An 11,956-nucleotide genomic window follows, 5' to 3' on the forward strand; every position below is an offset into this window, starting at 1 on the left:
AGGTGGCCGCTGCCAGTACCTAAAAGCTGCCGTTCCCGTCCGGCTGCGGCAAGGTCCGCGAGGGGTGATTTAGACGGTCCGCTCTCGACATCACTTCGGTCCTTCGATGTCAACAGTTCTCACGGTCGGTCCCTGACTGAACCGGGTCCGCGGTCTACGGCGGCGGGCCCGCCACTTGAGAAGACGGCGCTCATTTCCCAAGCTGCCTGCGTAGCTCAGGGCCCCCTTCTGCTTGGATGCCATTGCATCTCCCCGCAAATCTGGCCAAGCCGGCCCTTCCAGGGAGACCGGCTGCCGAACTGGCGTCATTTGCAAGAACGCCGACACGACCACCGTCCCGCGCACCGGCCTGACCACCGCTGCGGTCTCACAAGGGCTCAACCGTCCAGCCAGGCAGCGAGACCGTCCATGGTCTGCAGCCCGTATTCGACCGCGCCGAAGCCGATGACCACCTGGCGCCGTTCGCGGCTCGGGTGCAGCTGCCGCATGGTCAGCACCGTCTTGCCGTCGGTCTGCTCGTCGAAGGTCACCGTGACGCGGAAACGGTCGGGGTCGTTGGGCTCGGGCGTGCCGTAGTCGATCACGATGCGTTCGTTGGGCACGATCTCGACAAAGCGCATCAGGTTCGGGAAGCGCTGCTGCTTGCCCTCGAACACGCCGACCATGTCGAAGCGCCAGACCCCGCCTTCGCGGATATCGGCCTCGTGGCTTTCGATGCTGAGGCCGGCGGGGCCGTACCATTCAGCCAACGCCTTGGGGTCCATCCAGGCGGCAAAGACCTTGTCGCGTGGGTGGTTGAGCAGCTTGACCAGCACGATCTCGCGATCGAGCGACCAGGTCTCAAGCAGGTTAGTCATGTGCTTCATCCTCTTCATTCTTGTCCAGATACAATTCCAGCCGATCCAGCCGCTCGGCCCAGCGCCGGCGCTCCGCTTCCATCCAGTCCGCCGCCTCGTCGAAGCGCGCCGGCACCAGCTTGCACCAGCGGCTGCGCCCGCGCTTTTCGCTGACGATCAGCCCGCATTCCTCCAGCACCTTGAGATGCTGGGCGAAGGAGGGCAGCGCCATATCGAAAGGCGCGGCCAGGGCGCTGACCGGCACCTCGCCCCCGGCCAGCCGCGACACCACCGCGCGGCGGGTCGGGTCGCTGAGGGCGTGAAAGGCGAGGTCGAGGGGCGTCGAATGGTAAGGCATGTGCCTTAGTAACGCAGGCCGGCGGCGCCTGTCAACGCATACTAAGGTAATTACCTTAGTATGCGTTGACAGGTCGCCTGCGGACCGGGAGATATAGACCCGTTCGGTACCGCGCCTGATTTCGGTCATTGACGTCATCGCTGCCGCGGCCCCTATGGTGACATTGCGCGCGATATCGCCGGCAATCTTGTTTGCTGGCGAACGACAACGAACCAGATGGAGGACGGATGCCCAAGGTCAAAGGTCAGAGCGCCCTCGACAAGGAGCGCGCCAAGACAGAAAAGCTGCTCAAGAAGGTGGGCTACACGGCCTTGAAGGAGGCCGGGGTCAAATCCAAAAGACCAGACCTTCCGGACCTGAAGATCGAAAAGCGCGCGAAGTAGCGCAGCCGTCCTTGCCCGCCCGGTTGCTTCCGATCTTGCGAGGTGCTTCAAAGTCGATCGCGGAGCGGCCTGAATTGCGAAGGGGACGTGGCATGGTGGATTCCGAGCGGATCGACAAGTTGATCGCGGCGGTGCCCCCCGCCTTGGCGCTTCGCGCCGGGCTCGACCTTGACATCTTCACCCGGCTTGGCGGCGGTGCTGCGACTGCCGCCAGCCTTGGCGCTGCGCTCGACGTCGCGCCCGACCGCCTGTCGCGGCTGCTCTACGCACTCGCCAGCATCGGCCTGCTCGAGGTCGAGGACGGCCAGTTTCGCAACGGCGCTGAGGCAGCAGCCTTCCTCGACGCGTCCGAGCCGACCTATCGCGGCGGCGATCACGCGCTGCTGCGCGAGCTCTGGGGTGCCGACCTGTTGACCGCGGAGTCGCTGCGACAGAACCGGCCGGCAGCACTACACGATTTTTCCGAAGCGGGGCCTGAGTCTGCGGCGGCCTTCAGCCGCCTGCTCGCACCGGGCGGGGTGATTTTCGGCCGGCAGCTGGCCCAGGTGCTCGACCTTTCGGCGGTCGGTTCGGTGATCGACATCGGTGGCGGTGCAGGCACTATTCTCGTTGGCCTGCGCGAGCAGCGGCCGCAGATTGCAGCGACGCTGATGGAGCTGCCGACGGTCGCAGCCGTCGCGCCTGATATCCTGTCGGAATACGGCGCAAGCGACGTGGTTGTCGAAGCAGGCGACATCACCGTCGCACCCTCGATCGGCCGCCACGACCTGGCGATCCTGAAGGCGGTCGTGCAGGTGCTGCCGCCTGAGCAGGCGCGCAGTTCGATCCTGAACGCGGCGCGTTGCCTCGCACCCGGAGGCGAGATCGCTATTGCCGGGTGGGGTGTCGTCGATGACGACCGCCTTGGCCCGCCCGAGGGTGTCTTTCTGAACCTCACCTTCCTGAACCTCTACCGCCACGGCGAGGCGTACACCGAAGGTCAGTATCGGGCGTGGATGACCGAGGCCGGATTGGTTGACATCTCAAGGTCGCGCTTGGGCGACGGCACCGCCTTGTTTCGCGGGCGCCTGCCGGGCTGATCGTGTGCTGGATGGTCGGTTTCAGATGCAAGGTCTCTGAGGCGCGAAGCCGACGTTGCCCCTTCGGGACACCAACGGCAATTTTGCGCGACACGCTTGATGCCGCCTCTGTTTCACTCCACATCGGTCAGCATGAAGGATGAGACCAGGAACGGGCGTCGGGAGTTGCGGTGGGCCTTGCCCACCTCGCTGATCCTGCATGGGCTCCTCGTCGCCGTCCTGGTAGCCTACAGCCAGCCGAGGCCTACTCAAGAGCAGCAAGAAGAGGCGGTCAACGTCACGCTCGTGCCGCCGGAACAGCCAAAGCCGAAACCTGCGCCTCCGCCGTTGCCGAAGGTTCCCGCAGCCGAAAAGCCGCCGGAGCCGAAACAACCGCCGGCGTCGGAAAGACAGATGCCCAAGCCGCCGCAAATCGAGGTCCTGAAACCTGTTTTCCGGTTCGGTGACAAGGATGCCGGATCCGGCAAATCCCAGGAAGAAAGCAGCGCTCAGGACACCTTGCCTTCACAGGCGAAGGATGACGATGTGAAGCCGCCTTCCGAGGTGCGGCCGGATCCAGCCAGCGACGCCGAGAAGCAGGCCGCCGCGGCAAAGGCTGCCGAGACCGCCCAGGAGAACGAGGCCGCCTCGAGCCAGGACACGGGCAAGCAGGAGGACGACAAACAACAGGGTCTGGCGGACGGTGCCGACAAGCAGACAGCCGTGGCACCAACGCCACTGGGTGCTGCCGGTAACGACGCTGAGATAGCGCTTCCCGCCTTGGCCAAGGCGCCGGAGCCCAGACCCGTGGATGCGCCGAAGCCCAACCTTGCGAAGGTCATGAAAGCCGGAAACGGCAGCACCAGGGGCAATTCCAGGAAGGCGGAGGTTGTGGCATCGCAGCCTTTTTCGGGATTGCCGGGGGTTCGAAAGCCGCAATCGCAAGGGGGCGATGCGTTGTCCACGACCGCAATGGCCGGCGTGCCGCGCGACCAGCGGGCGGCCAAACTCTGCGCCAGCGCATTGCAGCGGCAATTGGTCGGCGCGTCCTATTCCCCCGACCTGGTGCCACTTGTTCCGCTCAAGCGGGGCAATGTCCTTGACGTGCCGGAGGCTGCTTTCCGCACGCGAACGGCATGGCACGCGCTGAGCTTCCGATGCGAGGTCGACGCCGAGGCGACGACGATCCTGTCGTTGACCTTCCGCGTCGGAGCAACGATCGCGCGCGACCAATGGGCGCGTCTGGGGCTCCCGGCCAACGACTAGAGCTTTGCCGAAAGGTGGAGCCCGATCCTGGCCAAGAGGCCAACTGGGGAATTTAGGGCCGGGATGATCCGGCTCCTCGTTCTTGCCGGGCGAGGCGGCAGCGCACTTCGCCCGGCAATCCTTGGGATCTACTGAGGCATCGACCGGCCTAGCCGGCGATCAGCTTGCCGAAAAATGTCCTGACATCCTGGACGAGCAGGTCGGGCGCCTCGGAAGCGGCGAAGTGGCCGCCGCGGGGCATTTCCGTCCAGTGAACGATGTTGTTGGAGCGCTCGGCGAAGCTGCGCACGGACCTGAAATCCTGGGGGAACACGGACACGCCAGTGGGTGTCGGATTGTTGACCTCGCGATATCCTGCCCCGGTCTGGGTGTCCTCGTAATAGACGTTCGCGGCGGAGCCGCTGGTGGCGGTGAACCAGTAGATGGAGTTGTTGGTCAGGTAGCGTTCGCGATCAACATGGTCCGCACCAGTGCCTTCGAAGCCGAACCACAATTCGGCGTTCCAGGCCAACTGGCCGACGGGCGAGTCGACCAAAGCGAAGGCCAGCGTTCCCGGGCGCTTCGACTGGATGGCCTGGTAGCCGCCGTATTTTTCGAAATTGGCCAAGTTTGCCATGCCTTCCATCTCGAAGGGCGACAGCTTGTCCATTTCGCCCGGCTGCCCCGACGGGAAGGCGAAGATCTGGAGCAGATGCGTTCCGACGAGCCCCTTCGGCGCGAGGATCCCCAACTCGCGGCCGACCAGAGCGCCGGCGTCGCCGCCATGCGCGCCGTAGCGCTCATAGCCAAGCCCCTTCATCAGCGTGTCCCAGGCCTTGGCGGTCCTTGCGCTGTCCCAGCCGGGCTGTGACATCGGGCTCGAGAAACCGAAGCCCGGCAGCGATGGGATGACCAGGTCGAAAGCGAGAGACGCGTCGAGGCCATGTGCCTTTGGATCGGTCAGCGGCCCGATGAGGTCGAGAAATTCGACGAAGCTGCCCGGCCAGCCGTGGCTGAGGATCAAGGGGAATGCATTGGGCATCGGCGATTTGATATGCATGAAATGAATCGGCTGCCCGTCGATCTCGGTCATGAAGTGGGGGTAACGGTTGAGCTCGCGCTCCTGCGCCCGCCAGTCGTATTTGTCCCGCCACTGGTCGGTCAGTTCCTTGATGAGCTTGACGGGTTGGCCGCGCGACCAGTTGTCGGTGATGGCGTGGGGCCAGCGGGCCTTGCCGAGGCGGTCTTTCAGATCGGCAATCGCTGCATCGCTGATCTGAATGTTGAACGGCTTTGTCGAGAGCATTGGGCCTTCCTCCTGAGATTGTGCGATTGCGGGTTTGCTTGCGATGGCGGCGAGTAGCGAAAGCGTGCCGCCGTTAAAGCTGCGACGGGTTAGGGTCATGTCATTGCCTGCCACGAGGTTTGATGATGCAGTTCGCCGACGGCTGTTGTCTTAGAGAGTGAGCGTGCCGCGCATGACGATGATACCGGCGCCTGAAATCTCAGGCTCGGGAGCGAGGCTGACGCGGAGAATGCTCCTGCGCCCCATCTTGGTGCCCTGTTCGATCTCGATGGCGCCGGAGATCATGCCCTCGCTGGCAAGATAAGCCGCAAGCGGGCCGGCGGCCGTGCCGGTTGCGGCATCTTCCCACAACCCCACCGTGGGGTTGAAGAACCGCGCATAGGCGTGACCAGGCGCAGCGCTGTCGATGGCATAGACGTAGCACCCCTCCGCACCAGCTGCGCCCAGGACCTTGAGAAGCGCTTTGGCGGAAGGTTCGGCACGATCGACTGTGGCGGCATCGCGAAGCCGTACGAGCAGGTGCGCCACGCCGGTGTCGGCGACGCGCGGAGCCGGCTCGGCAAGAACATCCTCGGGGGCAAGGCCAAGCGCCGCCGTCAAAGGCGCTGCATCGGTCAGTGCCGGGCGCAGCTTGAGTGCGGACTGCTTCATGCGTCCAAAAATCCGCCCGTCGACCTGACGGAGCTCGATCGGCAAAATCTCGTCGCCAATTTCCTGCCGGAACAGCCTGGGTTCGTCGATAGGTCCGAGCTTGCCGTCCTCAGCCAGCCAAAGCCACGCTCCGAGTGCATTGTGGCCGGCACCACCCACTTCCGCCCCGGCCGCGGTGAAGGAGCGCAGCTTCAGATCGGCACGATCGCTGCGCATGACAAAGGTCGTTTCAGCCTGATTAAATTCGCTGGCGATGCGGCGCATCTGGGCATCGGAAAGTGCATCCGCGCCTTCAACCACCGCCAACGGGTTGCCGCTCAATGATGTGTCAGCAAACACATCGATGAGTCCGGCGACCAAGGCTGCACTGCTCGATTGCGACAACATGGCTTAGCTCCTATCCTTGTGATGGGAACGACTTTGCACCGGAGCTCGTCAGTCGCAAAACGCGCATTGCTTGCTCATATGACAAGGGAAACTAACCATTCGTCCCTCGCTTGAATCCCTCCGCATGCTCGAGATGTGCGTCAGCGTCGGCAGCTTCGCCAACGCGGCGGATCGCCTGGCCCTCACCCCTGCAGCGGTGAGCCTGCGCATTCGAACGCTCGAAGCTGAACTTGGCCGGCCATTGTTCGACCGGGTTGGCCGCAGGGTCGTGCCCACGCCAGCCGCTGTGACACTGGCGAGCCGGGTTCGGCACGCGCTTGATGGCATCAACGATGCGCTTGACGCGTTCCAGGCTGCCGCCGAACCGTTGCGTGTGACAGCACCGCCGACATTCGCATCGCGCTGGCTGGCGCCGCGACTGTCCGGCTATAACGCCGCCGGTGGTGCTGCCATCGAGCTCGACATTTCCTCTGATATACGCAACCCGACGGCCTTCGACGTCGCTATCCGGACGGGGCGCGGCGGATGGGATGGTCTCGACGAGTACCCCCTGACACCGGTCGACGTGACACCCATGCTGGCACCGACGCTGCTTGGCGCGCGAACGCTCGTCGAGCCGGAGGACCTCGCGGGCTTTGATCTCTTGCCGCACCCCGACTGGAGCAAGTGGTTCGCCAGGGCCGAGCGACCCATGCCGGCCAGCCTGCGCTTCGCCGGCGTCGACTACTCGATCTTCGAGCTGATCGCCAACGCCGCGGTGGCAGGCCTTGGCGTCGCATTGCTGTCGCCAACGCTGTTCCGACCGCTGCTCGACGCGGGATTGCTGGTGGCGCCGCTGGACACGGTGCTGAAAGGACCAGACTGGTATTTCGCGCTGATCCGCGAAGGTGACCAGCGCCCGGCGCCGCGCGGCTTCTATGACTGGCTATGCGAACAGGTTCGCCCGGCGCACGACTGACAGGCAGTAGCGGCCGTTCAGGCGTCGAGAGCCGCAGCTGGCCGGCTCTGCTCGCGCCAGGAGGCCGGGCTGAGCGAGGTGACGCGCCGGAACTCCCTGTTGAAATTGGACTTGGTCTGGAAGCCAGAGTCGAGCATGGCCGCGGTGACCGACATGTCGGTGTCCCTGAGCAGGCGGCAGGCCTCCGATATCCTGATGTCGTTGATGTATTGCGAGACGTTCCTGCCGGCGAGACGGTTGACGGCGCCCGAGATCTGCCGCGCCGGCACGCCCGCACGCCGGGCCAGCCGCGACAGGGTCAAATTGTCGTCGCGATAGAGTTTCTGGTCGACCAGCATGCGCTGGACCTTGTCGAGGATTTCGCGATCCTGCTCCGACGGCGACGGCTCGGGTGGGCTTGCCTGGCCGGCGGCCGAGGGTTGGGCGCGCGAGGCGACGAAGGCCGTCAGGCCGATGAAGAACAAACCGAGCAGATTGGCATTGCTGGCGATGATGGCGGCGTCCTCGCCCTTCGACCATTCGAAGGCGAGCAGCACGCCGAGGTCGAACAGCGCCGACAGGCACAGTGCGACTGCGGCAATGACCAGAGCGCGGTGGGCGGCGACCGCGCTGTCGAGGCGCGCCTCGACCAATGCATCCGGGCCGCTGCGTCCGAGGTTCAGCACGGCGATTGCATAGCCGACGAAGAGCACGATCAGCGCGACGTCGATGAGGGCGGGCACGAACAGCACGATGGCTGCCATGACCACCGGCGGCAAGGCGTGAAGCCAGCGCATGAGACCATCTTCCAGATCGTCGCGCTGGAGCAAAGTGCGGAAGCTGAAGAGCACCAGCGGCGGCAGGCAGCTTGCCAGGATCGGCTGGATGTAGCGCGCCGCCTCGACATGATAGCCCCAGCGCAGGCCGACGACGACCGACTGCAAGGCGCAGAGAGCGACGAGAAAGAGGAATGCCGTGTTGCCGCCGGTGGTTTCCCGGGCGCGCAGTGCCGCGACGAGCAGGATAACCAAAAGCAGGGCGGCGACGAAGGACAGAGGCACGAAGATCAAGGCGAATCCCACCGGAGGACATGAAGGCCGATCATGGCCTGCATCGCGATCGAGCACGACCTGAATCGCGATCGAGGACGCTAATGATGTCCGATTTCGCCATTTCTGGCTCGTCGTTTTCGAAAAACACAGCGAGGTCCCATGCTCCAGCTACTCACCACCATTCCCGCCCTCATCGGCTTCGTGTCCGCCTGCTTCGCGTCTGAAGCAGGCGTCAAAGAGGTATCGGTTGCCCAGCCCGGCCGCGACCTAAACGTCACCGTCTGGTATCCGGCCGTCGCCGGCGGCAAACCGACCGCCATCGGCGACAACAGGATTTTCAAGGGCGCCTCAGCTGTCACTGAAGCGCCGCCGGTGCCGGGGCGCTTTCCGCTGATCCTGTTGTCCCACGGCTCGGGCGGCCGCGTACAGGCAATGAGCTGGCTCGCCACCGAGCTTGCCAAGGCAGGCTTCGTCGTCGCCGGCCCCAACCATCCAGGCACGACCAGCGGCGATTCGACGCCTGCCGACACGCCGAAGCTGTGGCAGCGCACGGCCGACCTGTCGGCGGTCATCGACGCCATGACTGGGGATTCGGCCTGGAGCAACATCATCGACGCCGACAAGATCGGGGTGGTCGGCTTTTCGCTGGGTGGCGCTGCGGCCATGGAGATTTCAGGCGCGCGCGCCAATCTCGAAGCCTACGCCAGCTATTGCGACAGCTACCGCAAGTGGGACTGCGCCTGGTATGCCGGCGGCACGGGCTACGTCAACGACGAGCCGGTGAAGGTCGACAAGGTCGACCTGCGCAGCATCGATCGGGCGCGTTTCGAACAGTCGAACCTCGACCGCCGCATCAAGACGGCCGTGCTGGCCGATCCGGGGCTTGCCCAGGCCTATGACGACCAGAGCCTGAAGGAGATCGCAATCCCGATGCACTTCATCAATCTCGGCACCGCCGAGACCATTCCGCTGGCGGTGATCGCCGACCGGCTGGCCAAGCTGACGCCGAAGGGCAGCTACACATCGGTTGCCGGCGCCACCCATTTCAGTTTTCTGCCGGAGTGCAAGGAAGGCGGCGCCGAGTTCCTGAAGTCGGTGGGAGAGATCGATCCGATCTGCACCGACGAAGGCACCCGGCCGCGCGGCGAACTGCATGCCGAAATGATCGGACTGGTGAAGGACGCTTTGGTGCGCGACCTCAAGGCTCCTGGGCAGTGACCTTGCATTGGCATAGGCCACCCGGCCGGCGCCGGGGGGCCTATGCTTGATGCTTCGCGCGCGGCCCGAAAGCAGCAAGGAAGATGCGGACACTTTCCGCAGCCTGCCCCCGGCAGGCCTCGGCAGGCATGATGGCGGCATCGCCCAGCAGCATGGCGTCATTGACCGGGCCGCCCATGACCAGCCAGTTGAAGAACGATGCGGCGGCCTCCAGGTCGTCGGCTTCGAGCTGGCCGAGCTTGCGGTAATGAGCAAATGCCCTGGAGAGACGGTTGATCGAGCGCTGCGGACCAAGCGCATGCAGCGCCTTGCCAAGCTCGGGAAAGCGCTCGACCTCGCCGATGACCAGCCGCCGCAGCTGCATCAGCTTCGGCGTCATGACGATGGTCAGCTGGAGTTCGGCGAATTCCTGGAGGTAGTCGGCAATGGGGCGATCGTCCAGCGGCTCGGTGACCTGCTCCTGGTGGACGTCGCCGGCAACACCGGTCAGGCCCCTGACGACGTCGAGAAACAGCGCCTCCTTGCTGTGGAAATGGGCATAGACCGTCTGCTTGGAGACGTCGGCTACCGCTGCGATCTCGTCCATGCTGGCGCCAAGGAAGCCGTTGCGGAGAAACAGTGCGGCGGCGGCATCGAGGATGGCGTCACGCGTCCGTTCCTGGCGAGTCTTCGCAACGGTCATGGATGCTCTTCCCTGTGTCAGCAGTCGTAACCGGAGCATAGACCGAACCCGTTGACAAATCAAACTGGACGGTCCAGTCTAGTTTTATGACCGAAGACGAGGTGAGGACATGGCTGGTATCGGGAAGGACATGCGGCGGGTCGCCTGTCGGTGCGGACAGGTGGCGTTCGAGGCGAGTGGCGCGCCGATCGTCGGTGCGGCCTGCTACTGCTCGAGCTGCCAGAAGGCAGGCAAGATTTTCGAGGCGCTGCCCGGCGGCGAACCGGTGCTGGAGAGCGATGGCGGCACGGCTTACGCGCTCTACCGCAAGGACCGTATCCGCTGCGTACACGGTGCCGAGCTGTTGCGCGAACATCGGCTGAGCCCGACGGCGCCGACCCGGCGCGTGGTGGCCACATGCTGCAATTCGCCTGTTTTTCTCGAGTTCAAGGGCGGCCACTGGCTGTCGGTCTATCGCGAGCGCATCCACCCTGACGAACGGCCGCCGGTCGAGATGCGCACGATGACCGCCGACCGCAGGCCCGGCGTCGAGTTCTCGGATGGCTTGCCGAGCTACGCCAAGCATTCCGGCCGATTCATGTGGCGACTGCTGACGGCCTGGGTGGCGATGGGTTTCCGCGCGCCCAAGGTGGAATACGTAAATGGAGAGCTCGATGTCCAAGGCAGCTGAGAAGATCGAGATCCGCAACATCGTTTCGCCCAACCATGTCGTGCGCGTCGACAAGGCCAAATACAGCGCAATGCGCGACGCGCTGCTTCAGGTTCTGCCGGCCGCGAGCCCGGGCCTGACGGTGGCGGAAGCCAAGGCGGCACTGCTGCCGATCCTGTCGGAGGAGCTGTTTCCCGGCGGCGAGAAGGCCGGCTGGTGGCTGAAGGCAGCCCAGCTCGACCTCGAGGCACAAGGCGTCATCCAGCGCGAGGCGACCAAGCCGCTCAGGCTCTACAAGGCGCAGTGACCAAAAATGCAGCCCGGACCTGCGTGCAGGCCGGGCCGCGAACAGAGCCGGTGGCCGGCCAATGTTCCGCTCATGAGCCCTTGGCAATCTCTTCGGCTGCGGCCTTCAACATGCCGGCATCGACGCCCATCGCCCGCAGCGCGCGGGCGGCGACGCCATGCTGCATCGAGGCGATCGTGGCAACGACATGCGCGCCGAGCAGCGGACCATGGGCTTTCCGCTCCGCTGCCAGTTGCTGCATGATTTCCTGCCCTGAGGCTGAGGCATTGAACGGCACTGGCCTCGCGGCCAGCGGCGCGTGCCCAGCCGATGCGGCAGCGCCGACATCGAGGCCGATGGCGGCGAGCGCGTTGCCATACTGACGAGCGATGGCGGGCTCCAGCGCCTCGGGATCCACCCTGATCCGCTCGAAGGTAAGGCGCGCGGTGCCGTCGGGCAGGTCGAGTGCCGCAAGCAGGAAGTGTTCGGCGCCGGGCTCGCGCTGCTGGTCCTGCAGCGCATAGGCCTCCGCCGCCTCGCACAGGGTCTTGATCGTACTCATGTCATTGAAGCGCGCCTTGATGCGACTGAACATTAGGAAATCTCCTGGGCCGATTTTTCTGCGATGTCGGACAGGCGCTTGTGCGCCGCCTGCTTGCTGACGCCGAGAGCCTGGGCGATCCGCGCCCACGACCACCCCTGTCCGAGCGCCGACCTGACGGCGCGCCGCTCGAGCGTGTCGGCCAGCCGCCGCAATGCAACCACCGCGGCCAGGGCTTCGTCGGGATCGTCGGGCAAGTGCAGAGCGTTCAGGTCAACCATGCGTCAACATTAGTTGACGGCCATACATCCGTCAACCAATGTTGACAGAAAACGCGCGCGGCGACAGCCGATCGCCTTACGCTACG

At 64.8% G+C, this 11,956-nt stretch carries 15 protein-coding genes; 7 read left to right on the plus strand and 8 right to left on the minus strand.

Annotation, left to right across the window (positions count from 1 at the left end; all coding sequences use genetic code 11):
- Positions 1-377: 377 nt before the first annotated feature.
- Together IHE39_RS19900 and IHE39_RS19905 are read right to left on the minus strand one after the other, a co-directional pair.
- Positions 378-866 carry an SRPBCC family protein gene (locus IHE39_RS19900; protein ID WP_192567700.1) on the minus strand — a complete coding sequence of 163 codons (489 nt, stop codon included), beginning with the start codon at positions 864-866 and terminating at the stop codon, positions 378-380.
- On the minus strand, positions 850-1,194 hold the full coding sequence (locus IHE39_RS19905; RefSeq protein WP_192567701.1) for an ArsR/SmtB family transcription factor: 345 nt from the start codon (positions 1,192-1,194) through the stop codon (positions 850-852). The genes IHE39_RS19900 and IHE39_RS19905 overlap by 17 nt, the downstream gene beginning before the upstream one ends.
- A gap of 227 nt (positions 1,195-1,421) precedes the next feature.
- On the opposite strand from IHE39_RS19905, the gene IHE39_RS19910 reads away from it, so the two are divergent.
- The 3 genes from IHE39_RS19910 to IHE39_RS19920 all read left to right on the plus strand — a co-directional run bounded on the left by IHE39_RS19910 (position 1,422) and on the right by IHE39_RS19920 (position 3,901).
- A complete protein-coding gene (locus IHE39_RS19910; protein ID WP_184770213.1) occupies positions 1,422-1,577 on the plus strand; it encodes a hypothetical protein in 156 nt (51 codons plus the stop codon).
- 92 nt (positions 1,578-1,669) lie between these two features.
- Entirely contained in the window at positions 1,670-2,656 is a 987-nt protein-coding gene (locus IHE39_RS19915; protein ID WP_192567702.1) for a methyltransferase, read from the plus strand.
- A 177-nt stretch (positions 2,657-2,833) separates the two neighbouring features.
- Positions 2,834-3,901, plus strand: coding sequence for a DUF930 domain-containing protein (locus IHE39_RS19920; RefSeq protein ID WP_343070112.1), 1,068 nt, complete (start codon positions 2,834-2,836; stop codon positions 3,899-3,901).
- A 148-nt stretch (positions 3,902-4,049) separates the two neighbouring features.
- Here IHE39_RS19920 and IHE39_RS19925 read toward each other — a convergent pair whose 3' ends face one another.
- Together IHE39_RS19925 and IHE39_RS19930 are read right to left on the minus strand one after the other, a co-directional pair.
- Positions 4,050-5,186 (minus strand): epoxide hydrolase family protein, encoded by a 1,137-nt coding sequence (locus tag IHE39_RS19925; RefSeq protein WP_192567703.1) that lies wholly within the window; start codon positions 5,184-5,186, stop codon positions 4,050-4,052.
- Positions 5,187-5,336: 150 nt separating this feature from the next.
- On the minus strand, positions 5,337-6,224 hold the full coding sequence (locus IHE39_RS19930) for a PhzF family phenazine biosynthesis protein (protein ID WP_192567704.1): 888 nt from the start codon (positions 6,222-6,224) through the stop codon (positions 5,337-5,339).
- A 97-nt stretch (positions 6,225-6,321) separates the two neighbouring features.
- Between IHE39_RS19930 and IHE39_RS19935 the strand changes: the two genes are divergently transcribed.
- Positions 6,322-7,182: a LysR substrate-binding domain-containing protein gene (locus tag IHE39_RS19935; protein WP_192567767.1), complete on the plus strand. Its 861-nt coding sequence runs from the start codon at positions 6,322-6,324 to the stop codon at positions 7,180-7,182.
- 17 nt (positions 7,183-7,199) lie between these two features.
- Here the strand turns inward: IHE39_RS19935 and IHE39_RS19940 are convergent, their stop codons facing one another.
- The gene (locus IHE39_RS19940) at positions 7,200-8,222 is read right to left on the minus strand and encodes a helix-turn-helix domain-containing protein (RefSeq protein ID WP_343070115.1); all 1,023 of its coding nucleotides are present in this window, start codon (positions 8,220-8,222) and stop codon (positions 7,200-7,202) included.
- A 150-nt stretch (positions 8,223-8,372) separates the two neighbouring features.
- Here IHE39_RS19940 and IHE39_RS19945 point away from each other — a divergent pair, with 150 nt between their 5' ends.
- Positions 8,373-9,431, plus strand: coding sequence for an alpha/beta hydrolase family protein (locus IHE39_RS19945; RefSeq protein WP_192567706.1), 1,059 nt, complete (start codon positions 8,373-8,375; stop codon positions 9,429-9,431).
- A 40-nt stretch (positions 9,432-9,471) separates the two neighbouring features.
- Here the strand turns inward: IHE39_RS19945 and IHE39_RS19950 are convergent, their stop codons facing one another.
- The gene (locus IHE39_RS19950) at positions 9,472-10,113 is read right to left on the minus strand and encodes a TetR/AcrR family transcriptional regulator (RefSeq protein ID WP_192567707.1); all 642 of its coding nucleotides are present in this window, start codon (positions 10,111-10,113) and stop codon (positions 9,472-9,474) included.
- Between the two features lie 109 nt (positions 10,114-10,222).
- Here IHE39_RS19950 and IHE39_RS19955 point away from each other — a divergent pair, with 109 nt between their 5' ends.
- Together IHE39_RS19955 and IHE39_RS19960 are read left to right on the plus strand one after the other, a co-directional pair.
- Positions 10,223-10,783: a GFA family protein gene (locus IHE39_RS19955; protein ID WP_246485570.1), complete on the plus strand. Its 561-nt coding sequence runs from the start codon at positions 10,223-10,225 to the stop codon at positions 10,781-10,783.
- Entirely contained in the window at positions 10,767-11,069 is a 303-nt protein-coding gene (locus tag IHE39_RS19960) for a DUF6958 family protein (RefSeq protein ID WP_184770206.1), read from the plus strand. Before IHE39_RS19955 ends, IHE39_RS19960 begins: the two co-directional genes overlap by 17 nt.
- Positions 11,070-11,139: 70 nt before the next feature.
- Here IHE39_RS19960 and IHE39_RS19965 read toward each other — a convergent pair whose 3' ends face one another.
- Positions 11,140-11,643 carry a Clp protease N-terminal domain-containing protein gene (locus tag IHE39_RS19965; protein ID WP_192567708.1) on the minus strand — a complete coding sequence of 168 codons (504 nt, stop codon included), beginning with the start codon at positions 11,641-11,643 and terminating at the stop codon, positions 11,140-11,142.
- The gene (locus tag IHE39_RS19970) at positions 11,643-11,870 is read right to left on the minus strand and encodes a helix-turn-helix domain-containing protein (protein ID WP_192567709.1); all 228 of its coding nucleotides are present in this window, start codon (positions 11,868-11,870) and stop codon (positions 11,643-11,645) included. Before IHE39_RS19970 ends, IHE39_RS19965 begins: the two co-directional genes overlap by 1 nt.
- Between the last annotated feature and the right edge of the window lie 86 nt (positions 11,871-11,956).

The organism is Aminobacter carboxidus, from assembly GCF_014863355.1.
Lineage (GTDB): Bacteria > Pseudomonadota > Alphaproteobacteria > Rhizobiales > Rhizobiaceae > Aminobacter > Aminobacter carboxidus.